The organism is Curtobacterium pusillum, assembly GCF_007680845.1.
In the GTDB taxonomy this organism is placed as follows: Bacteria; Actinomycetota; Actinomycetes; order Actinomycetales; family Microbacteriaceae; genus Curtobacterium; species Curtobacterium pusillum_B.
Genome location: NZ_VEIY01000007.1, coordinates 72,592 through 94,725, shown reverse-complemented (window position 1 = coordinate 94,725; position 22,134 = coordinate 72,592). Strand labels below are relative to the sequence as shown.

Annotated in this window: 20 protein-coding genes; 13 read left to right on the top strand and 7 right to left on the bottom strand. The window is 71.9% G+C overall.

The window, feature by feature from the left end:
* Positions 1-61: 61 nt before the first annotated feature.
* Positions 62-919, bottom strand: coding sequence for a LysR substrate-binding domain-containing protein (locus FS825_RS14830; RefSeq protein WP_144714617.1), 858 nt, complete (start codon positions 917-919; stop codon positions 62-64).
* A gap of 135 nt (positions 920-1,054) precedes the next feature.
* Between FS825_RS14830 and FS825_RS14825 the strand changes: the two genes are divergently transcribed.
* Positions 1,055-2,380 carry an MFS transporter gene (locus tag FS825_RS14825; RefSeq protein WP_144714379.1) on the top strand — a complete coding sequence of 442 codons (1,326 nt, stop codon included), beginning with the start codon at positions 1,055-1,057 and terminating at the stop codon, positions 2,378-2,380.
* Between the two features lie 137 nt (positions 2,381-2,517).
* On the opposite strand, the gene FS825_RS14820 is transcribed toward FS825_RS14825, so the two are convergent.
* Complete coding sequence (locus FS825_RS14820; protein WP_144714376.1) at positions 2,518-3,165, bottom strand: NAD(P)-dependent oxidoreductase; 648 nt, start codon at positions 3,163-3,165, stop codon at positions 2,518-2,520.
* A gap of 92 nt (positions 3,166-3,257) precedes the next feature.
* Here FS825_RS14820 and FS825_RS14815 point away from each other — a divergent pair, with 92 nt between their 5' ends.
* Positions 3,258-3,626: a winged helix-turn-helix transcriptional regulator gene (locus FS825_RS14815; protein WP_144714373.1), complete on the top strand. Its 369-nt coding sequence runs from the start codon at positions 3,258-3,260 to the stop codon at positions 3,624-3,626.
* Between the two features lie 70 nt (positions 3,627-3,696).
* Entirely contained in the window at positions 3,697-4,725 is a 1,029-nt protein-coding gene (locus tag FS825_RS14810) for an NADPH:quinone reductase (protein ID WP_144714371.1), read from the top strand.
* Positions 4,726-4,749: 24 nt separating this feature from the next.
* Here the strand turns inward: FS825_RS14810 and FS825_RS14805 are convergent, their stop codons facing one another.
* Both FS825_RS14805 and FS825_RS14800 read right to left on the bottom strand, forming a co-directional pair.
* Positions 4,750-4,935, bottom strand: coding sequence for a hypothetical protein (locus tag FS825_RS14805; RefSeq protein ID WP_144714369.1), 186 nt, complete (start codon positions 4,933-4,935; stop codon positions 4,750-4,752).
* 41 nt (positions 4,936-4,976) lie between these two features.
* Positions 4,977-5,804 (bottom strand): GAF domain-containing protein, encoded by an 828-nt coding sequence (locus tag FS825_RS14800; protein WP_144714367.1) that lies wholly within the window; start codon positions 5,802-5,804, stop codon positions 4,977-4,979.
* A gap of 121 nt (positions 5,805-5,925) precedes the next feature.
* Between FS825_RS14800 and FS825_RS14795 the strand changes: the two genes are divergently transcribed.
* The 7 genes from FS825_RS14795 to FS825_RS14765 all read left to right on the top strand — a co-directional run bounded on the left by FS825_RS14795 (position 5,926) and on the right by FS825_RS14765 (position 14,493).
* Positions 5,926-6,663: a S1 family peptidase gene (locus FS825_RS14795; protein ID WP_144714365.1), complete on the top strand. Its 738-nt coding sequence runs from the start codon at positions 5,926-5,928 to the stop codon at positions 6,661-6,663.
* A gap of 104 nt (positions 6,664-6,767) precedes the next feature.
* On the top strand, positions 6,768-7,940 hold the full coding sequence (locus FS825_RS14790) for an ROK family transcriptional regulator (protein WP_144714363.1): 1,173 nt from the start codon (positions 6,768-6,770) through the stop codon (positions 7,938-7,940).
* Positions 7,941-8,070: 130 nt separating this feature from the next.
* On the top strand, positions 8,071-9,180 hold the full coding sequence (locus tag FS825_RS14785; protein WP_144714361.1) for an ABC transporter substrate-binding protein: 1,110 nt from the start codon (positions 8,071-8,073) through the stop codon (positions 9,178-9,180).
* A 145-nt stretch (positions 9,181-9,325) separates the two neighbouring features.
* The gene (locus FS825_RS14780; RefSeq protein ID WP_144714614.1) at positions 9,326-10,090 is read left to right on the top strand and encodes an ATP-binding cassette domain-containing protein; all 765 of its coding nucleotides are present in this window, start codon (positions 9,326-9,328) and stop codon (positions 10,088-10,090) included.
* Positions 10,087-11,355, top strand: coding sequence for a sugar ABC transporter permease (locus FS825_RS14775; protein ID WP_144714359.1), 1,269 nt, complete (start codon positions 10,087-10,089; stop codon positions 11,353-11,355). Before FS825_RS14780 ends, FS825_RS14775 begins: the two co-directional genes overlap by 4 nt.
* A gap of 116 nt (positions 11,356-11,471) precedes the next feature.
* The gene (locus tag FS825_RS14770; protein WP_144714357.1) at positions 11,472-12,344 is read left to right on the top strand and encodes a patatin-like phospholipase family protein; all 873 of its coding nucleotides are present in this window, start codon (positions 11,472-11,474) and stop codon (positions 12,342-12,344) included.
* 28 nt (positions 12,345-12,372) lie between these two features.
* Positions 12,373-14,493: a S9 family peptidase gene (locus tag FS825_RS14765; RefSeq protein WP_144714355.1), complete on the top strand. Its 2,121-nt coding sequence runs from the start codon at positions 12,373-12,375 to the stop codon at positions 14,491-14,493.
* A 266-nt stretch (positions 14,494-14,759) separates the two neighbouring features.
* On the opposite strand, the gene FS825_RS14760 is transcribed toward FS825_RS14765, so the two are convergent.
* Positions 14,760-15,953, bottom strand: a complete 1,194-nt coding sequence (locus FS825_RS14760; RefSeq protein WP_144714353.1) for an acyl-CoA dehydrogenase family protein — start codon at positions 15,951-15,953, stop codon at positions 14,760-14,762.
* Between the two features lie 47 nt (positions 15,954-16,000).
* Here FS825_RS14760 and FS825_RS14755 point away from each other — a divergent pair, with 47 nt between their 5' ends.
* Positions 16,001-16,600, top strand: coding sequence for a QsdR family transcriptional regulator (locus FS825_RS14755; protein WP_144714351.1), 600 nt, complete (start codon positions 16,001-16,003; stop codon positions 16,598-16,600).
* On the top strand, positions 16,597-17,037 hold the full coding sequence (locus tag FS825_RS14750) for an acyl-CoA thioesterase (RefSeq protein WP_144714349.1): 441 nt from the start codon (positions 16,597-16,599) through the stop codon (positions 17,035-17,037). Before FS825_RS14755 ends, FS825_RS14750 begins: the two co-directional genes overlap by 4 nt.
* A 5-nt stretch (positions 17,038-17,042) precedes the next feature.
* Here FS825_RS14750 and FS825_RS14745 read toward each other — a convergent pair whose 3' ends face one another.
* Positions 17,043-17,483, bottom strand: coding sequence for a VOC family protein (locus tag FS825_RS14745; protein ID WP_144714347.1), 441 nt, complete (start codon positions 17,481-17,483; stop codon positions 17,043-17,045).
* A gap of 105 nt (positions 17,484-17,588) precedes the next feature.
* The gene (locus tag FS825_RS14740; protein ID WP_144714344.1) at positions 17,589-21,071 is read right to left on the bottom strand and encodes a proline dehydrogenase family protein; all 3,483 of its coding nucleotides are present in this window, start codon (positions 21,069-21,071) and stop codon (positions 17,589-17,591) included.
* 82 nt (positions 21,072-21,153) lie between these two features.
* On the opposite strand from FS825_RS14740, the gene FS825_RS14735 reads away from it, so the two are divergent.
* Entirely contained in the window at positions 21,154-22,056 is a 903-nt protein-coding gene (locus FS825_RS14735; protein ID WP_144714341.1) for a LysR family transcriptional regulator, read from the top strand.
* Positions 22,057-22,134 lie beyond the last annotated feature (78 nt).

Here is a 22,134-nt window from a genome sequence, read left to right as displayed (position 1 = left end):
CGAGGTCCAGAGTCCGGGTCCAGGTCCGGGTGGGTCCAGGGTCGGGTCCCGGCGCGCCGGGTCAGACCGCGCGGACGACCCCGCGCGACAGGATCGCGTTCGTCAGGGCGTCGATCGGCTCCCGCTGGACCGTCGGATTGGCGATGAGGACGTAGTCGACCGCCGGCAGGTCGGGCAACGACAGGCGTTGCGACACCTTCACGAGGTCCGCCGGGATGAGCGAGTGCGGGAACACCGCGACCCCGATCCCCGCCCGGACCGCGGCGAGCACCCCGTTCACGTCGCGGGTGTTGCAGGTGATCCGCCAGGTGCGGCCAGCGGCCTCGAGCGCGTCGATCGCCATCTGCCGGCTGATGCTCGGCGCCTGGTACGCGATGAGGGGCACCGGCTCCCCGGGTTCGAGCGCGATGCCGTCCTGCGCCATCCACACCATCTGGTCGGTGGCGACCCTGGTGCCCTCGGCGGACTCCCCCGCGGTCTGCTTGATGAACACGAGGTCGAGCTGGCCGGCGTGCACCCGGCGGAGCAGCGGCGACGACTGGTTGACCGTGAGCTCGAGGTTGACCTGCGGGTGCAGGCGCCGGAAGTCCCGGAGGATCCGCGGCAGCTGGGTGATCGCGAGGTCGTCGGCCGCCCCGAACCGGAGCCGCCCCCGGGTCGCCGCACCGGAGAAGTACGCGTCGGCGGTGGCGTGCGCCGCGAGGATCGTCCGCGCGAACCCGGCCATCGCGTCCCCGTTGTCGGTGAGCGCCACGCCCCGGGTGTCCCGCGCGACGAGGGTCCGGGAGACCGCCGTCTCGAGCCGACGCACGTGCTGGGACACCGTCGGCTGGCTGATCCCGAGGCGCGACCCGGCCTGGGTGAAGCTGCCGGTCTCGGCGACCGCGAGGAACGTCTGCAGCAGGACCGGATCGAGCACGGTGTCCCCTTCGTAGGAGCGGGCCATTCGACTTCGCAATGGAGTGATAGCCACCATAGGGGTATCGAATGGGTCCCGACCACCTAGTTTCGTAGGGGTACCACTTCCGCAGCCGACGTCCGGAGATCCCCCACCGTGAGCGCGTCATCGACGACCCTCCCCCCGCCCACCGAACCGCTCCCGATCCAGGCCACCCGACCGCCGTGGCGGCACACCCTGATCGCCCTGTCGGTGCCGAACTTCCGGCTCTTCACCGCCACGAACCTCGTCGCCATGACCGCGGGGTGGATGCAGCGCATCGCCCAGGACTGGCTCGTCCTGCAGTTGACCGGGTCCGTGGCGCAGGTCGGCATCACCGTGGCGTGCCAGTTCGCGCCGATGCTGCTGTTCGGGCTCTTCGGCGGCGTGATCGTCGATCGGTTCTCGAAGCGCGCGCTCATGATGATCACCCAGGGGTCCTTCGCGGTCCTCTCGGCGCTCCTCGCCGTGCTCACCCTGGCCGCGGTGGTGCAGGCATGGCACATCTGGGCGATCGCGTTCGTGGTCGGGCTGGTGACCGTGATCGACAACCCGGCGCGCCAGGTGTTCGTCACCGAGATCGTCGGGCACGAGCACCTGCGGAACGCCATCAGTGTGAACTCGTCGGTGTTCCAGCTCGGCGGCATGATCGGCCCGGCCCTCTCCGGCGCCCTGCTCGTCGCGGTCGGAGCGGGGTGGTCGTTCGGCGTCAACGCGATCGCCTGCGTCGCCGTCGTCGTGACGCTCGGGTTCCTGCGCGTCTCCGAGCTCCACCGCACCCCGCCGGCACCGCGCAGCAAGGGACAGCTCGTCGAGGGCCTGCGCTACGCCGTCCGGAAACCCACGATCATCGTGCCGGTGGTCCTCGTCGCGTTCTTCTCGGTGTTCGCCCTCACGATGCCGGTGCTGCTCTCCGCCTTCGCGTCCCAGGTGTACGACGTCGGCGCGGGCGGGTACGGCGTGTTCAACTCCGCGGTGGCGATCGGCGCCCTCGTCGGCGCACTGCTCTCCACGCGACGGGCGGTCGTGCGGCTCCGCACCATCGTCGGCGGGGTGTTCTGGACGGGCGTCCTGCTCGTGGTGTCGGGGTCGATCCCGGTGATCGCGCCGTTCACCGTGGCGCTGGTCGCGGTCGGGATGTCGCAACTGCTGTTCCAGACCGCGTCGAACTCACTCGTGCAGCTGTCGTCGAACGTGGCGATCCGGGGCCGGGTGATGTCGCTCTACGTCCTCGTGCTGCTGGGCGGACAGGCGATCGGCGGCCCGCTGATGGGGCAGATCGTCGACCACTTCGGCGCACACGTCGGCATGGTCGTCGCCGGCGGGGTGCCCGCGGCCGCGGCGGCCGTCGTCGGCATGGTGCTCGCGCGCCGGGGTGGCCTGCACGTCGCGGTGCGGATGCGGCACCACATGCCCGTGCCGTCGATCGTCGGGCACCGCTGACGCGGCGCGCGCCGCGGCGCCGCGCGCGGCGCGGCCGCCGTCCCCCGGAACCTGGTTCCGGCCGGGGGACGCACCGCAGGCGGACGGGAGGCGCGGTGCGGGCCCGCACCGCGCCTCCCGTCCGTGCCGGGCGCAGCTCAGTACGCGACGCCGAAGCGCGCGCGGTGGTGCGCCGGCGAGGCGATCTCGTCGACGAACGCGAGCGCGAAGTCCTCGCCGGAGATGTCCGAGTTGCCGTCGGCGTCGGTGAGCAGCACCTCGTCGGTGGTGCGGTAGGTGCCGCGACGCTCGCCGGGGTTGTAGCCACCGAAGGCCGCAGCCGGGCTCACGTAGAACCAGTCGACCTCGGTGTCGCTCGCGCGGAGCCCCTCGAGGACCTGCGCGTGGCTCTTCGCCTCGCCCTTGAACGCGTCCGGGAACTCGGCGGTGTCGAACAGCGCCGGGCCACCGTCGGCGACGAGCAGCGAACCCGCACCACCGACGATGCCGAGTCGGGCGCCGGCTGCCGCTGCGGCGTCGACGAAGTGCTGGAACCGGTCCTTGAGCTCGCTGCCGTCGGCCTGCACCGCGTGCAGGGCGATGACGATGACGTCGGCGCCCTTCGTGACCTCGGTGACGAAGTCGGCGTCGAGCGCGTCGCCCTGCGCCAGGGTCAGGCCCTCGGCTGCGTCGAGCTTGGAGGTGTCGCGGGCGACGGCGGTGACGGCGATGCCGCGGGAGAGGGCTTCGCGGGTGATGGCGGAGCCGGCGTAGCCGGTGCCACCGAAGACGACGATGTTGGTCATGGGTGTTCCTTTCGTGGAGCGTTGACACTCACCGTACAAGCGTTACTCTCTTTCAGTAAGTAGGCACCTGAGAGTGCGTAACGGAGGTCGTCATGACAGCGCTCGAGTACAGCCCCTACGGCGCGGAGTGCCCCTCCCGCCAGCTGCTCGACCGGATCGGCGACCGGTGGAGCGTCCTCACGATCGGCACGCTCGCCGCCGGACCCGCGCGGTACTCGGCGATCGCGACGCGCGTGCAGGGCGTCTCGCAGAAGATGCTCACGCAGACGCTGCGGGCGCTCGAGCGCGACGGACTCGTCACCCGCACCGTCTACCCCGAGATCCCGCCGCACGTCGAGTACGAGCTGACCGACCGCGGCCGTTCCCTGCGCGCGGTCCTCGAGCCGCTCGAGGACTGGGCGACCTCGCACATGGACGACGTCGCGGTGTCCCGCGACGAGTACGACGCGCGCGGTCGCTGAACGCGGCCCGGAGCGCGGTCGCTGGGCGTCGCCCGGAATCCGGACCGGCACCGCGTGGTTGCCTGGAGGCATGCGATCAGTCGTCTACACGAAGCCCGGTGACAGCAGCGTCCTCGACCTCGTCGAGCGGGAGGTGACCGACCCCGGCCCCGGCGAGGTCCGCGTCCGTGTCGTCGTCTCCGGCGTCAACCCGACCGACTGGAAGGCCCGGCAGGGCGGCACCTACGGCGACGGCCTGCCCTTCCCCGAGATCACCCCGAACCAGGACGGCGCCGGAGTGGTGGACGCGGTCGGCGACGGCGTCGAGGGACTGCACCCCGGCGACCACGTCTGGCTCTACATGTCCGCCGCCAGTCGCCCGACCGGCACCGCACAGGAGTACACGGTCGTGCCCGCCGCCCGCGCCGTTCCCCTGCCCGACGGGACCTCGTTCGACGTCGGCGCCTCGCTCGGCGTGCCCGCGATGACCGCGCACCGAGCACTGACGACCCACGAGGACGGCCCCGCCCGGCTGGCCCCCGGGGCGCTCAGCGGCAAGACCGTCCTCGTCGCCGGCGGCGCCGGAGCCGTCGGGCACGCCGCGATCCAGCTCGCTCGATGGGCCGGTGCGACGGTGATCAGCACGATCAGCTCCGACGCGAAGGCCGCGCTCGCGACCGCCGCCGGCGCGCACCACGTCGTCAACTACCGCGACGACGACCCCGCCGCCCGCATCCGCGAGATCGCCCCGGACGGCGTCGACATCGTCGTGGAGGTGTCGATCCCGCACAACGCCGCACTCGTCGCCGACGTGCTCGCCAACCACGGGGTCGTGTCGATCTACGCGAACAACGGTGGCGACGACGCGGTGCTGCCGATCCGGCCGAACATGAGCATCAACGCCCGCTACCAGTTCCTGCTGCTCTACACGATCGGGGACGCAGCGCTCTCCGCCGCGGCCGAGGACGTCACCGCAGCGCTGCGCGACGGGGCGCTGCCGGTCGGTGAGGACGCCGGCCTGCCGCTCGTACGGTTCCCGCTCGAGGACACCGCCGCGGCGCACGACGCCGTCGAGGGCGACACCGTCGGCAAGGTGCTCATCGACGTCAGTGCCGGATGACGCCCGCGGTACCCGACGCCCTGGTCAGCGAGCGAGCCGGGCGGCGATCCGAGCTTCGATCCGGCGTCGCGCCGCTGCGCGTTCCCGTTCGATGTTGGCCGTGATGACCTCGAGGTCTTCGTAGTCGGCGTCGGTGGTGTCGTCGGTCCAGTTCGGGGTGTACACCCGTGAACGTCCGAAGGGCCTCGGTTCGGGGGTCACGATGGTCATGGGGGGATGGTACGTCGAGCGTCCGACAAATCGTGTGAGCATCACGGGCCTTTCCGAGGGTCGCGGTCCCGTTCCGGGGACGAGTACGTGAGGGAGAACGCCACCGCCATGAACGCCGCGACCACGGCGACGTTCTTCGCGTCGAGATCGGTGAACGCATCGGCAGCCGGAGAGTCGACGGTGAGCATGCCGAACGAGTACTCGTGCGACCGGATGACGACGGACACGTACGACCGGTACCGGGGCTCGAAGTCCGGCAGGTCCTCGTCGACGTCGACGTCCGCCGCACGGTCGCCGACGATCCGGGGTGCACCGCCGACGAGCACCCACTCGAGGTTGCGGTCCCCGTACGGCGTGCCCGCGCGGAACACCCCGGCGGTGTCACCCGCCCCGCCGTGCCCGATCGGTTCGAGGGCGTTGAGGTCCGCCGAGAGCTGGTACACGTTGGCGCGGACGTCGGGGACCTTGGGGAGCAGGTAGAAGGCGAGGGCCACCGCGACCCGGTCCGCGAACGCCGGCAGTTCGCTCCGCCGGTCACGTCGCCGGAGTTCGGTGAACCGCACGAGCCGGGTGGCGAGCTGCCCGAACGCGTACCGGACCGCGGTCCCCTGCTCGAGCTCGACGGCCGCGTAGTCGTCTTCCGCAGCGGTCCGAGACGCCTCGGCTCGGCGGGCGCGCACCACCTGCACGAGCACCGCGCCGACGAGGACGACGAGCCCGAACACGACGAGCGACGCCCGCACCGCCGACGACTGGACGAGGTTCGGGAGCTGGAACGCCGCGGTGGGCGCAGCGGTCACCACGATCGGCCACACCACCGCACCGACCCGTCCGGCACGCGTCCGGCGTCGTTCCCGTTCCTGCCCCATCCCTCGACGGTAGGGCCTGCCACCGACGCCGCCGGAGTTGTCCACAGGCCGGACCGGGTGACGGTGTTGTCCTCCGCAACGCTGACTTGACCCCCGAACGGGGGCCGAGCACGATCGGCCCATGAAGCAGCGAACGAAGTACCGGGGGCTCGCCCTCGTCACCACGGCAGCCCTCGCCCTCCTCGGCGGATCGCTCGGCGCCACGGCCGCCAACGCCGCGACCGCATCACCACAGGTCATCGGCGGCACGCAAGCCCCGAGCACCCCGTGGGAGGTCCAGCTGATCTTCCAGCAGGGCGGCACCGACACCTACGGGTGCACGGGCGAGCAGCTGAACGCCTCGTGGGTCCTCACCGCGAAGCACTGCGTCGACGGGACGACCGCGATGAACGTGTACCACTCGAACAGCACGACGAACCGGGGCACCGCGACCGCCGCGGACCGCCTCTACTCGGCGCCGACCGGTGACATCGCGCTCGTGCACCTCCGCACCGCGAAGTCGCTCGCTTCGTACGCCCCGCTCGACCTCGCGTACGCGACGAAGTCCTCCGGCACCGGCACGATCATGGGCTACGGCAACCGGGCGAACAGCGTCCCGACCACCGGGCTCTACCAGGCGAGCGTGAACCTGACGGGCACGACGACGGACGCGTACGGCGGTCGCGCGCAGCACGTCACGGGCGTCTCCGGCGCCTCGAACCACGGCGACTCGGGCGGCCCCCTGCTCGTGAACGGCAAGGTGGTCGGCGTCTGCTCGACCGGTGACGTGGCCGACCCGGCCGCGAACACGCACGCCGGGTCGAACTACGCGGTGCTCGCGCAGAGCGCCAGCTGGATCCGGTCGACGGCGGGCGTCTGACCGAGACGCACCCACCTCCGCCACTGGAGGCGCGTGGCACCGCCGCCACGCGCCTCCAGTCGCGTCCCGACTCGCGTTCTCGAGCCGCCGGTTACGCTGTCCCCGTGTCAGAGCCGCGCCGCAGTCCGGGGAACCAAGCTTCACTGCGTGAAGCCAACCGGGGTCGCGTCGTCAGCGCGGTCAAGCGGCACGGCGGCCTGACCCAGGTCGAACTCGCCGGCGTGACCGGCCTCTCCCCCGCGACCGTCTCGAACATCGTCAAGGAGCTCGTCGCGACCGGCGCCCTGCACGCCACGCCGAGCACCTCGAGCGGCCGTCGAGCGCTCCGCGTGACCCTGCCGCACGGGCTCGGCCTCGTCGCGGGCGTGCACGTCTCGCCCCGGCACCTCCGCTTGGCGCTGTCCGACCTGGGCGGCACCGTCCTGGCCGAGCGGCACATGCCCCTCGCGCGCGACCACCGGGCCGACGCCGAGCTCGACAAGACGGCGCTGCTGATCATGGACATGGTCGAGTCGATCGAGTCGACGATGGACGAGGTGCTCTCGATCGGACTGGCGATCGCGGCACCGATCGACCGGCGCACCGGGATGACGGCGCGCGGCGGCATCCTCCGCGGGTGGGACGGCATCCCGCTCGGGCAGTCGCTCGCGCGCCGCACGGACAAGCCCGTGCAGGTGGACAACTCCGCCAACCTGGCCGCCCTGGCCGAGCACCGCAGCGGCGCCGCGCGGGGCCGGGACACCGTCGTCACGCTCGACGTCGGCAACGGCATCGGCGCCGGGCTCGTGCTCGACGGTCGGCTGTTCCGCGGGCACCACGGCGTCGCCGGCGAGTTCGGGCACACCCCCGTCGCGCCGCACGGGCCGATCTGCCGCTGCGGGAACCGTGGCTGCCTCGAGGCCGTGGCGGGTGCCCCGGCCGTGCTCGAGGGCATCCGCGACGAGGTCGGCACCCTGAAGCTGGCGGACCTCATCCTCCGCGCGATGGGCGGCGACCAGGTCTGCATCCGCGCCGTGGCGGACGCCGGGCACGCGATCGGCACGGCGGCGGTCGGGCTCTGCAACGTGCTGGACCCGGAGCGCGTCGTGGTCACCGGGGAGTTCGCTCGCGCCGGGGAGCTCCTGCTCGGTCCGATGCGGCACGCCCTCGAGTCGATGCTCATCGTCGACGCCGACGGCACCCCGGACGTGGTGCAGGGACAGCTCGGCGAGAAGGCGGCGGTGACGGGTGCACTGGCGCTCGCGATCGAGGCGGTCGACGTCACCCGGCCGCGCTGAGACAGGTCCCGCAGATAACGATCTCGTCACGGAGCGCGACCCTTGCGTTCAACTCTTGCAGCCAAGAACGCCCGCTGGCACACTCGGGTCACCGCCACCGTGGGCGGTCCACCTGTTGGAGGACGTTTCAATGAAGAAATCCACCACACGAGCCATGCTGGGCGTCGGCGCCCTGCTGCTCGCGATCACCACCCTGGCGGGGTGTTCCAACGGCTCCGACGCGAGCACCGGGTCCGGCGGCGGCGACGCCTCGAAGGCCAAGATCGGTCTGCTCCTCCCCGACTCCGTCACCGCTCGCTACGCCAGCGCCGACCGTCCGCTCTTCACCGCCGAGGTGAAGAAGCAGTGCAGCGGCTGCTCCGTCATCTACGCGAACGCCGACGGCGACGCGTCGAAGCAGCTGCAGCAGGCCCAGTCCATGCTCACGCAGGGCGTCAAGGTCCTCGTCCTCGACCCGTTCGACGGTGAGGCAGCGGCCTCCATCGTGCAGCAGGCCAAGGCGAAGAAGGTGCCGGTCATCTCCTACGACCGGCTCATCGACAGCCCGGACCTCAGCTACTACATCTCCTTCGACAACGAGAAGGTGGGCGAGCTCCAGGGCCAGGCGCTCGTCGACGCCCTGAAGGCGAAGGACGTGCCGTCGGGCTCCGGGATCATCATGGTGAACGGCTCCCCGACCGACAACAACGCGTCGCAGTTCAAGAAGGGCGCGCACTCGGTCATCGACTCGAGCGGCTACAAGGTGCTCGCCGAGTACGACACACCCGGATGGGACCCCGCCAAGGCGCAGGACTGGGCCGCCGGACAGATCAGCAAGCTCGGTGCGGACAAGATCACGGGCGTCTACGCGGCGAACGACGACACCGGTGGTGGCGTGATCGCGGCGCTGAAGTCGGCCGGCGTGAAGACGCTGCCCCCGGTCACCGGGCAGGACGCCTCCCTCGCCGGCATCCAGCGGATCCTCGCGGGAGAGCAGTACATGACGGTCTACAAGGCCTTCAAGCCGGAGGCCTCGAAGGCTGCCGACCTCGCGATCCAGTTCGCGAAGGGCAAGTCACCGAAGGGCGACACGACGGTCAAGACCGCCAAGGGCGACAGCGTCCAGTCGACGCTGCTCGAACCGGTGGCCGTGACCACGAAGAACGTCGAGTCGACGGTGGTCAAGGACGGGCTCTACAAGGTGACGCAGATCTGCACCACGCAGTACGCGTCCGCATGTGACGCCGCGGGCGTCAAGTAGGTCCCAGGCCAGCACGCCCCGACAACGACGCCCGCCCGGTCCGACACGGACCGGGCGGGCACCACCTTCGTGGAGGACGACACCCGTGAGCACGACACCCGTGAGCAACGAGTCACCAGCAGCACACCCCACCGCCGACCCGGTGATGTCCCTCCGTGGGATCACCAAGCGGTTCGGCGCCGTCCAGGCCCTCAGCGAGATCGACTTCGACGTGTACCCGGGCGAGGTGGTCGCGATCGTCGGCGACAACGGCGCCGGCAAGTCGACGTTCGTGAAGATCCTCGCCGGGGTCTACACGCCGGACGGCGGCACGATCACCTTCAACGGCGACGAGGTCAGCGTCCCGAACCCCGCGGCTGCGCAGTCGCTCGGCATCGCCACCGTCTTCCAGGACCTCGCCCTCGCCGACAACCTCGACGTGGTGTCGAACCTCTTCCTCGGACGCGAGATCGCGCACCCGCTCCTCGACGAAGAGGAGATGGAGCGCCGCTCGTGGGAGCTCCTGCAGCAGCTCGCAGCACGCATCCCGTCCGTGCGCATCCCGATCGCCTCGCTGTCCGGCGGCCAGCGGCAGACCGTCGCGATCGCCCGATCGCTCATCGGCGACCCGCAGGTCGTCATCCTCGACGAACCGACGGCCGCCCTCGGTGTCGCGCAGACCGCCGAGGTGCTCAACCTCGTCGAGCGCCTCCGCGAGCGCGGCCTCGGCGTCATCCTCATCAGCCACAACCTCGCGGACGTGCAGGCGGTGGCGGACCGGGTCGCGGTCCTCCGTCTCGGCCGCAACAACGGCACGTTCCGGATCGACGACGTCTCCTACGAGGAGATCATCGCAGCGATCACCGGTGCCACCGACAACGCCGTCACGCGACGCGCGGCCGCCCGGACCGAGCAGGAGACCTCCGCATGAGCAAGACCGACGAGACCCTCACCGCGGCGACGCCGACCCCCTCGGCCGCCGACCTGCAGGACGAGCGCCTTCTGCGCGACCAGGGGATCGGCGGCGCCGCGAAGGCGTTCGTCCGCCGGGTCCGCGGCGGCGACATCGGCTCGCTGCCGGTCGTGGTCGGGCTCATCGTCATCTGGGCGGTGTTCCAGGCGCTCTCCCCCGACTTCCTCTCCCCGGGCAACCTCGTCAACCTCGCCCTCCAGTGCGCGGCCGTCGGCACCATCGCGATCGGCATCGTGCTGGTGCTGCTGCTCGGCGAGATCGACCTGTCCGTCGGCAGCGTCAGCGGCCTGGCGGCGGCGATCCTCGGCCAGGGGCTCACCACACTCGGCTGGCCGCTCTGGCTCGTGCTCGTCGTCGCCCTGGCCGTCGGCGCCGCCGCCGGCCTGCTGTACGGGCTGCTGTTCACCCGCTTCGGTGTCCCGAGCTTCGTCATCACGCTCGCCGGGCTCCTCGGGTTCCTCGGCCTCCAGCTGCTCATCCTCGGCCCGAACGGTTCGATCAACCTGCCGTACTCGTCCCTGATCGTGCAGTTCGCCTCGGCGTCGTACCTGCCACCGTGGCTCGCGTACCTGCTCGCCGCCATCGCCGCCGGAGGACTCTTCTTCACGGAGGTCCGTCGAGCTGCCCGACGCCGCAAGGCCGGCCTGTCCACCGGCGCGATGTCCCTCACGATCGCGAAGTCCGTCGCCCTCTTCATCGGTCTCGGCGTGATGGTCTGGTACCTGTCCCGCGACTTCGGGACCGGCACCTCGTTCGTGTTCTTCGTCGTGCTCGTCGTCCTGATGAACTTCCTGCTGAAGCGCACCCGCTGGGGGCGCTCGGTGTTCGCGGTCGGCGGCAACGTCGAGGCCGCACGCCGCTCCGGCATCAGGGTGAACCGGATCTACATCTCGGTCTTCGTGCTCACCTCGCTGTTCGCCACGATCGGCGGCATCCTCGCGGCCGCCCGGCTCAACTCGGCGAGCCTGTCCTCGGGCGCCGGCGACACGAACCTCAACGCCATCGCCGCGGCCGTGATCGGCGGGACGAGCCTGTTCGGCGGTCGGGGCAGCGCGTGGTCGGCACTGCTCGGGATCATCGTCATCCAGTCGATCTCGAACGGGTTGACCCTGCTCAGCCTGGACTCCTCGATCCGCTACATGATCACCGGCGCGGTCCTCCTCCTCGCCGTCATCATCGACTCGCTCTCGCGGCGGAGCCGCGCCAGCCACGGCGCGGCCTGAGCAGGCCCGGAACGTCCCCACCTGTCGGACGGGAGGCGCGGTGCGGGCCCGCACCGCGCCTCCCGTCCGACACGTGTCGCGACCACCGCGTCACCGCAGCCTGGTAAGCAGGTCCCATGACCGACGTCTCGACGCCCGCCCCCGGAACCAGAGCACTCGTCCTCGGAGGTGGCGGCGTCGCCGGCATCGCGTGGGAACTCGGGGTGCTGACCGCGCTCCAGGAAGCCGGGGTCGACCTCGACGCCGCCGACCTCGTCGTCGGCACCAGCGCCGGCAGTGTCGTCGGCACGTTCGTCCGGTCCGGCGGGGTGCAGCAGGCGTACGAGCAGCAGCACGCCCCCGTCCCCACCACGTACGAGGAGCCCGTCGCGATCGACGCCGAGGACTTCCAGGCGCGGCTCGGCGCCGCACTCGAGGGCGCGACCTCGGAGCAGGACGCCCGCGCCCGCCTGGGCCACGCGGCGCAGCAGGTCACCACGGGGCAGACGGACGACGAGCGCGTCGCGACCTTCACCGAGACGCTGCCGTCCGTCGAGTGGCCCGCGAAGCCGCTGGCCCTCACCACCATCGACGCCACCGACGGCACGTTCCGGGTGCTGACCGCCGCCGACGGCATCCCGCTCCCCCGCGCCGTCGCCTCGAGCTGCTCGGTACCGCTCGTCTGGTCGCCCGTCACGCTCGAGGGTCGGCCGTACATGGACGGCGGGCTCCGCTCCGCGACGAACGCGGACATCGCCGCCGGGTACGAACGCGTCCTCGTCGTCGCCTGCGGACCCGAGGGTCCGTCACCGCTCGGGCCGTGGCTCGACGTCGCGGTGGAGGGGCTCCGCGCCGGGGGCAGCTCCGTCGAGGTCGTCGTGGCGGACAGCACCGCGCAGCAGGCGTTCGGCACGAACTCGCTGTCGCTGGCGACGCAGGGACCGTCGGCCGAAGCCGGTCACGCGCAGGGGTCGGCGCTGTCGGACGGCATCGCGGCGTTCTGGGCGTGAGCGTGGACCGCGCCGATAGCGTGGGGGCATGACGACGCCGTTCTCCGACCTGGACCAGTACACCGCCCTCCCCCGAGTCGACGGGATCGCGGTGAGCCCGAACGGCTCCCGGGTCGCGCTCACGGTCAGCGTGCTGAACGCGGAACGCACCGGGTACCGCCGGTCGATCTGGGCGGTGCCCGGGCCGTCGGCCGCGGACGCCGCAGGTGCGGGCACGCCCGTCCGGCTCACCCGATCCGCCAAGGGCGAGGGCGAGGTCTCCTTCACCCGGAGCGGCGACCTGCTGTTCGTGTCCGGTCGTCCCGACGGCGAGGGCGACAAGGACACGGACGCCCCGCAGCTCTGGGTCCTGCCCGCCGGCGGTGGCGAAGCCCGCCCGGTCACGCGGCTGGCCGGCGGCGTCGGAGGCGTCCTCGGGGTCGCGTCCGCCGCCGACACCGTCGCGGTCACCGCGGGCCTGCTCCCCGGAGCCGGCAGCGACCGGACCGGTGTCGTCGCTGCCGACGCCGAACTCCGGGGTCGTCGGAAGGACCGCGGGGTCGCCGCGATCCTGCACGAGACCTACCCGGTCCGCTTCTGGGACCACGACCTCGGCCCCGACGAGACGCACGTGCTGGCGCTCGACCTCGGCACGCTGCGCGAGGCCGACACCACCCCGGCACTGTCCGACGACGGCCCCGACGGCGACACGAAGCCGGCGTACCCGCCGCACCTCCCCGCGCCCGTCGACCTCACGCCGGCGCCGGCGCGCTCCCTCGAACACGTCGACGGGGTGGTCACCCCCGACGGCTCGGTGGTCGTCGCGACCGTCGCCGTCCAGGAGGCGCGTGGTTCGCGCTCGACCATCGTCGCCTTCGACGTCGCCACCGGCCAGAGCACGGTGCTGTTCGACGACGACGCCGTCGACCACGAGGTGCCCACCCTCAGCCACGACGGCCGGACGCTCGCGTGGGTCCGGACGGCGCGCTTCACGCCGCAGGGTGCGACGCCGCAGGAGGTCTGGGTCGCCACGCTCGACGGCACCACGGTGTCCGGGGCCCGGCGCATCGCCACCGACTGGGACCGCTGGCCGAACGAGCTCGTCTTCGAACACGGCGACGGTGCGCTCCTGGCGACGGCCGACCAGGACGGCCGAGCGCCGGTCTTCCGCATCCCCCTCGACGGCGGCGCCGTCGAGCAGCTGACCGACGACGACTGGGCGTACTCGAGCCTGCGCGTGGCGGAAGCGACGGGCGTCGTGGTGGCGCTCCGTGCCTCCTGGGCGGCCCCGCTGCACCCCGTGCAGATCGCGAGCGACGGGGCGGTGACCCCGCTCGCGACGCCCGCTGCGCTCCCCGACGTCCCCGGCCGGCTGGAGGAAGTGGAGACCACGGCTGCCGACGGCTCCCGCGTGCGGGGCTGGCTCGTCCTGCCCTCGTCCGAGGCCGGCGACGGGCCGCACCCGCTGCTGCTCTGGATCCACGGCGGGCCGCTCAACTCGTGGAACCAGTGGTCGTGGCGGTGGAACCCGCAGCTCGCCGCCGCCCGCGGGTACGCCGTGCTCCTGCCCGACCCCGCGCTGTCGACGGGCTACGGCCTCGACTTCATCAACCGCGGGTGGAACGCGTGGGGACAGGCGCCGTACACCGACCTCATGGCGATCACCGACGCGGTCGTCGCGCGGGACGACATCGACGAGACCCGGACCGCTGCGATGGGCGGCTCGTTCGGCGGGTACATGGCGAACTGGGTCGCCGGCCACACCGACCGGTTCCGGGCCGTCGTCACGCACGCCAGCCTGTGGGCGCTCGACCAGTTCAACGGCACGACGGACATGTCGCAGTACTGGCAGTCGATCTTCGACCAGGCCGGCCTCGACGAGAACGACCCGCACCGGTTCGTCGCGGACATCACGTCACCGGTACTCGTCATCCACGGCGACAAGGACTACCGGGTGCCGATCGGCGAGGGGCTGCGACTGTGGTCCGAGCTCGCCGAACACCACGCGGCGGAGGACGGGTCGATGCCGCACCGGTTCCTGTACTTCCCGGACGAGAACCACTGGGTCCTGAAGCCGCAGCACGCCGTGGTCTGGTACGAGACGGTGTTCGCGTTCCTGGCGCAGCACGTGCTCGGCGAGGAGTGGGAGCGGCCGGAGCTGCTGGGGTAGCGCGGGCGCGGGCGGCGCGGCCCGGCCGTCGGGCGGTCGCACGCGCTCTCCGACGTCGCACGTGTCGATCGACGCGCGCGATGTCGCACGGTGCACACGCACGGACCGCGGCGGCCCGTCCGCGACACCGCACCGGTCGATCGACGCGTGCGGTGTCGCACGCCCGCAGCCGCGCCCGCGCCCTCGCCGGGCCGCGAGACCCGGCCCGGCCCCGCCCGGCGCCCGGCGCCGGCCCCGCCCGGCCGCCGCGCCGCGGCCCCGCGGCCTCACACGAACGCGGCCTGCCCCGTGATCGCCCGCCCGACGATGAGCGTGTTCACCTCGCGCGTGCCCTCGTACGAGTAGATCGCCTCGGAGTCGGCGAAGAAGCGCGCGACCCCCTTGTCGAGCACGATCCCGTTGCCGCCCTGCACCTCGCGGCACCACCCCACGGTCTCGCGCATCTTCGCCGTCGCGAACGCCTTCGCCATCGCCGAGTGCTCGTCGCCCCCGGTCCCGGCGTCCTGCATCGCCGAGGCCTGCGTGCACAGGGCGATCGACGCCGTGATGTTCGCGAGCGACTTCACGAGGAGGTCCTGCACGAGCTGGTGCGCCGCGATCGGCTTGCCGAACTGGACCCGGTTGCGGGCGTAGTCGAGCGCTGCCTCGTACGCCCCGACCGCGATGCCGACGGCCTGCCACGCGACCTCGGTCCGGGTCAGGCGGAGCACCTCGGCGGTCGCCCGGAACGAGTCGGCGCGCTGGAGTCGGCGCGACTCCGGCACCCGCACCCCGGCCATCACGATGTCGGCGTTCTGCACCCCGCGGAGGGCGATCTTGTCCTCGATCTTCTTCGCCGAGAAGCCCGGTGTGTCCGTGGTGACGAGGAAGCCCTTGACCTGCCCGTCGGCGACGTCCTTCGCCCAGATGACGACGACGTCCGCGAAGGTGGCGTTGCCGATCCAGCGCTTCTCACCGTCGAGGACCCAGGTGTCGCCGTCCCGCCGAGCGGTCGTCCGGAGCCCGCGTGCGGAGTCGCTGCCGGACAGCGGTTCGGTCAGCCCGAACGCCCCGACGAGCTCGCCCGAGGCCATCCGCGGCAGCCACTCGCGCTGCTGCTCGTCGCTCCCCGCCACCGCGATCGAGTTCATCGCGAGCCCGGACTGCACACCGATGAAGGTCGCCACGCTGGCGTCGATGCGCCCGAGCTCGAGCGCGGCCCATCCGCGGTAGACGGCGGAGTTCTCGAAGTGCCGGACGAGCGGGACGCCGGCGCCGTACATGCCGAGCTCGGACAGCGGCTTGATCACCTGCATCGGGAACTCGGCGCGGGCCCAGTACTCGTCCGCGATGGGACGCACCTCGGCCTCGAGGTACGCACGCAACCGTCCGAGGGACTCGCGCTCCTGGTCGGTGAGCCCCTCCTGGAAACGGTAGAAGTCGGACTCGAGGAGCGCGGTGGGAGATGCCGTCGTTGACATAGTGTTGATCGTGCATCATTCTCGAAAACGTTGCAAGGGAGGACGGCGTGTACACATCGGATTCAGCGCTCCGCGCCTTCCGGGAGGCGCGCCACACCTTCATCGGCGGCTCACGGATCGACATGGGCACCCTCGCCAGCACGCTCGGCGTGGACCGCACGTCGCTGTTCCGGTGGGTGGGCAACCGGGACCGGCTGCTGTCCGAGGTCCTCTGGTCACTCGCCGTCCCGACGCTCGACGCGGCTGCCGCCGCGGCTGCCCCGTCCGGAGCGGCGCGGATCGTCGACGTGCTCGACCGCTTCACGGCGGACCTGATCGAGGCGCCCTACTTCCGGGCGTTCCTCACCCGTGAGCCCGCGCGGGCGCTCCGCCTCCTGACGACGACCGAGAGCGACGTGCAGAGCCGCTTCGTCGGTCGGGTCACGGCGCTCGTCGACGAGGAACGGACCGCCGGCGACTTCGACCCCGCCCCGCTGTCCTCGGAGGAGCTGGCCCGGCTGCTCGTCCGGATCTCCGAGTCCTTCACCTACGCGGACCTCATCTCCGGCCAGACGCCGGACCCCGTCCGCGCACGGGCGACGTTCGAGTACGTGCTGCGCCCCACGACCAGCCCCACGCCCACCACCCGCACGACTGGAGTCCGATGACCATCGACGAATACCCGTTCCGACGCCTCTACCCCACCCGGTGGAACGACAACGACATGTTCGGCCACGTGAACAACACGATCTACTACTCCGCGATGGACAACGCCGCGACGTACTGGTTCCGCGAGGAGGCCGATCTCGACCCGTTCTCGTCGGAGTGGATCGCCGTCCTGGTGTCGTCGAGCTGCCGGTTCGTCGAGTCCGCGGTGTGGCCCGACGTCATCGAGGTCGGGATGCGGTCGAAGCACCTCGGCACCACGAGTCTGTCGTGGGAGTTCGGGCTGTTCCGGCAGTCCGACGGGGCGCTCCTGGCGACGGGCGAGTTCGCGCACGTCATCATCGACCGCGAGGGTGCCCGGCGCCCGATCCCCCTGCCGGCGTCGCTGCGTGCCCTCGTCACCGAGACGATGACCGCAGCGCCCGCCGTCTCCGACTGACCTCGTCAGCCCCGCAGCGCCGCCAGCTCGAGGTTGATGTCGTCGGGGTCCTGCACCGACAGGATCACCATGCCGGCGTCGCCGAGGTCGGTCACCGCACCGTGCTCGATACCAGCGGCGTCGAGTCGCTCCGCCGCCTGGTGCAGCTCGTCGACCGAGCCGACCACGAAACTCACGTGGTCGAGCCCCACCGTGTCCGGGTCGAAGCGCTGACCGGCCGGTGCGACCGGTCGGAGTCCGAACACCTGGTCGCCGAGCCGGAAGACGCTGCCGCCGTAGAAGCGCGCACGGTCCTCACGGATCCCCGGCTCGTCGATCTGGTCGCTGAAGTCGATGGCCGGGTCGGTCCCGAGCAGCTGCTGGTAGAACGCCTTGCTGCGGTGGATGTCGGTCACGGTCACGCGGACGTGGGCCAGCGCGCTGGGTCGGGCGAACGGTTCGGTCATGGTGGTGCTCCTCGGGTGCGTCGGGGTGTGTTCCTCGACGAAACTCCGCACCCCTGATCATCACCCGCGGCCGTGCGGCGACCGGACAGCCCGGGCCGGCGCGGGCTAGATCAGCGCGTCCGTGAGGTGGTTCGGCGTGCCGAAGCGGTGCGCCGTGATCGACACCGCCTGCTCCCGGAGGAACGGGAGCACCTCGAGCCGCCCGGCCTCGGTCACCGGCTCGCCGTACACCGCGACGTCGGGACGACCGCCGATCGCCGTGTACAGGGCGGACGTGTCGCCGCCGATGAGCCGCACCCGCCCGGACGGACCACTCCGGACCGCCGAGGCGAACGCGGCGTCCGACTGCGACTGCGTGAGCGACCGGACGTTGGGCAGCGCCCGGACCGCGGACACGACGGCGGACGGCAGTGACGACACGGTGGAGACATCGATCGTCGTCCCGGCACGCAGCGACGCGGCGACCACCCGGACGAGCTCGACGACGGCGTCCTCACCCGAAGACGCCAGGCGCACCCGCACTCCCGGGTACGCCAGGTACCGGGCGATGTTCCGCTCCGCGGTCAGCGCCGACACGTCGGTGGCCGTGCCGAACAGGGACGTCCAGGCCTGCTCGTCCGAGGCGACGGCACGGTCGAGCGACGGCGACGAGACGCCGGAAGCGCGGACGAACGCCGACACCGGAGCCGAAACCGTCGCACCGGCACCGACCGACGACTCGGCCGGCGCCCACGACCCCAGCCCGAGCAGGTAGTTCAGCCCGCCCGCCTTCGTCCCCGCGCCGACGGCCGACTTCTTCCACCCGCCGAACGGCTGCCGGCGGACGATCGCGCCCGTGATCCCGCGGTTGACGTAGAGGTTGCCGGCCTCGATCGTCGACAGCCACGTGCCGATCTCCGCGGTGTCGAGCGAGTGCAGGCCCGAGGTGAGGCCGTAGTCCACCTCGTTCACGATCGTGATCGCCTCGTCCAGCGTCGAAGCGGTCATGATGCCGAGGACCGGACCGAAGTACTCCGTCCGGTGGAACGCCGAGCCACGCCGGACGCCCTCGCGGACACCGGGGCTCCAGAGCTTGCCGGAGTCGTCGAGCGCGGCGGGCTGCACGGCCCACGACTCCCCCGCGCCGAGCGTCGTCAGGCCGTCGAGGAGCTTGCCGGCGGCGGGCTCGATCACCGGTCCCATCTGCGTCGTCGGGTCGCTCGGGTACCCGACCGTGAGCGAGGACACCGCGTCGACGAGCTGCGACCGGAACCGGCGTGATCTGGCGACGGAGCCGACGAGCACGACGAGCGACGCCGCCGAGCACTTCTGCCCGGCGTGCCCGAAGGCCGAGGCCACGACGTCCTTGACGGCGAGGTCGAGGTCGGCCGACGGCGTGACGATGATGGCGTTCTTGCCCGAGGTCTCGGCGAGCAGGGGCAGGTCGGGTCGGAACGACCGGAAGAGCTCGGCGGTCTCGTACGCGCCGGTGAGGATCACCCGGTCGACGAGCGGCGACGCGACGAGCTGCTGCCCGAGCTCGTCCTCCGCGACCTGCACGAACGCGAGCACGTCGGCCGGCGCTCCCGTCGCGTCGAGGGCCGTCTCGATGATCGAGGCGAGGACGGCCCCGCTGCGCTCGGCGGGCGGCGCGGGCTTGAGGACCACGGCGGACCCGGCGGCGAGCGCGGCGAGGGTGGACCCGGCGGGGATCGCGACGGGAAAGTTCCACGGCGGGGCGACGAGGGTCAGGGCCGCCGGTGTGAACGTCGCGCCGTCGACCTCGTCGAGCTGCGCCGCGAGCTCTCCGTAGAAGTGCGCGAAGTCGATCGCCTCGGACACCTCGGGGTCGGCCTGGTCGATGGTCTTGCCGGTCTCGGAGGCCATGACCTCGACGAGGGCCGCGCGGTTCGCCTCGAGCGCGTCGCCGACGGCGTGGAGGACCGCGCCACGGGCTGCTCCCGACCACGCGCCCCACGCGGCGCCCGCGGCACGGACGCGACCGAGCATCGACTCGAGCGACGCGGCGGAGGTGAGCCGCGCCTCCTGGACGGCTGTGACGCCCAAGGACGACGACGCGACGCGGGCGGTGATGGCGGCTCCCCACTCACGGAACGCGGCGACCGACGGGTCGGTGTCGGGGGTGTTCTCGAAGTGGCCGGGTCCGGGGCGGTCGACGGCCGCGTAGCGGTCCGCGACGCGGTGGGCTGCCGGGGCATCCAGTCCGCCGGGCTGCGACAGGGGTTCCAGGGACGCCCGGAACCGCTCCTCCTCGCGGGCGAAGAGCGTCGGCGAAGACGCGAGCGAGAACACGGCGGACATGAAGTTGTCCTGCGACGCGCCCTCCTCGAGTCGGCGGATGAGGTACGCGATCGCGACGTCGAACTCCCCCGGATGCACGACCGGTGTGTAGAGGAGGAGCGAGCCGACGGTGCGACGAACGGCCTCGGCCTGGCCCTGCGCCATGCCGAGGAGCATCTCGAACTCGATGCCGTCCCGCACACCCCGCGACCCGGCGAGCAGCCAGGCGTGCGCGACGTCGAACAGGTTGTGCCCGGCGACGCCGACCCGGACGTTCGCCACGCGCGACGGGGTGAGCGCCCAGTCGAGCACGCGCTTGTAGTTCGTGTCGGAGTCCTGCTTGGTGTGCCAGGTGGCGAGCGGCCAGCCGTGCACGGACGCTTCGACCTGCTCCATCGGCAGGTTCGCGCCCTTGACGAGCCGGACCTTGATGCCGGCGCCGCCGCGGGCTCGGCGGGCCGCGGACCACTCCTGCAGGTGTTGCATCGCGGCGAGCGCGTCGGGCAGGTACGCCTGCAGCACGATCCCGGCCTCGAGGTGCAGGAACTCCGGCTCGTCGAGGAGCTTCGTGAAGACCGCGATGGTGAGGTCGAGGTCCTTGTACTCCTCCATGTCGAGGTTGATGAACTTCGCCGGGCTCGACGCGGCGGCGCGCTGGAACAGCGGGCGGAGCTTCTCGACGATGTCGTCGACGGCGTGGTCGAACGCCCACGGCGAGTGCGGGTGCACGGTCGACGAGACCTTGATCGACACGTAGTCGACGTCGTCGCGGGCGAGGAGCGCATGGGTGCCCTCGAGCCGGCGGGCGGCTTCGCCCTCGCCGAGGACGGCCTCACCGAGCAGGTTCACGTTGAGGCGGACTCCGTCGCGCTTGATCTTCGCGATGGCCGGGCCGAGCTTGGCGTCGGTGGCGTCGACGATGAGGTGGCCGACCATGTCCCGGAGCACGCGGCGGGCGATCGGGACGACGACCCCGGGGAGCACGGGGGCCATGCCGCCGCCGAGGCGGACGAGGCCGCGGAGCGCGGCGGGCAGGAAGCCGGGGGCGTTCGGCGCGATCTGCTTGAGTCGGCGGGCGGCGACGCCGAGGTCCTCCGGACGGACGACACCGTCGACGAACCCGACGGCGAAGTCGAGACCGGCGGGGTCGGCGAGGACGCCAGCGAGCTGCTTCGCGGAGCCGTCGACCGGGTACGTCTCGGCCTCGGCGAGCCACTGGCGGACGAGGGCGACGGACTCGTCGGCGAGTGCGTCGTGCGCGTCGTGCGCGTCGTTGGCGGTCACCGGCTGCTCGGACAGGTTCGTCATGCGATCAGTGTGCTGCGCCACGAAGGCGAAGCGGAAGCAACGGTTCGTGATGGATACCCGTCAGCTGAGCTACCGTGTACCCGTGCTCGACGTCCGACGCCTCGTCCTCCTCCGGGAGCTCTCGATCCGCGGCACGATCGCCGCCGTCGCCGAGGCGGTGAACTTCACCCCCTCGGCCGTGTCGCAGCAGCTCTCCGCACTCGAACGCGAGGCCGGGGTCCCCCTGCTCCGCAAGGCCGGCCGTCGCCTCCAGCTCACCCCGCAGGCCGAGGTCCTCGTCGAGGCCGCCGGCACCGTGCTCGACGTCCTGGAACGCGCGCAGTCGGAGGTCGAGGACTCCATGCCCGCCGTGCAGGGCCGCGTCCGCGTGGCGGTGTTCCAGTCGGCGGCCCTCGCACTCATGCCGAACGCCCTGCACGCGATGGCCACCGCGCACCCCGACGTCCGCATCGAGATGGTGCAGCGGGAACCGGAGACGGCGCTCCACGAGACCTGGGCCCGCGACTTCGACATGGTCATCGCCGAGCAGTACCCCGCGCACGCTGCCCCGCGGTTGCCCGGGCTGCACCGCGAGGACCTGACGACCGACGCCGTCCGGCTCGCCCTGCCCCCGGTGGACACCGCGCTCACGGCGGTGTCGTCGATCGAGGACGCGCACGCGCTCCCGTGGGTGATGGAGCCGCGCGGGACGGCGTCGCGGCACTTCGCCGAGCAGGTCTGCCGACGGTGGGGCTTCGAGCCGGACGTCCGCTACGAGACCGCGGACCTGCAGACGCAGATCCGGCTCGTCGAGTCCGGGAACGCCGTGAGCCTCATGCCGGACCTCATGTGGACCGGGCGGACGACGACGTGTCGGCTGGTCGAGCTGCCGGAGCACCCTCGTCGGACGATCTTCACCGTCGTCCGTGCTGCCGGGTCGTCGTCGCCCGCGGTGCGCGCCCTGCGCGAGGAGCTCGAGCGAGCGGCGGCGGCCGTCGGCGACTGACCGGCGGCCCCGTTACCGGACCGAGACGTCGGCCCCCGTCAGGATCCGTCGGCGCGCGACATCTCCTGGGTGAGGGCA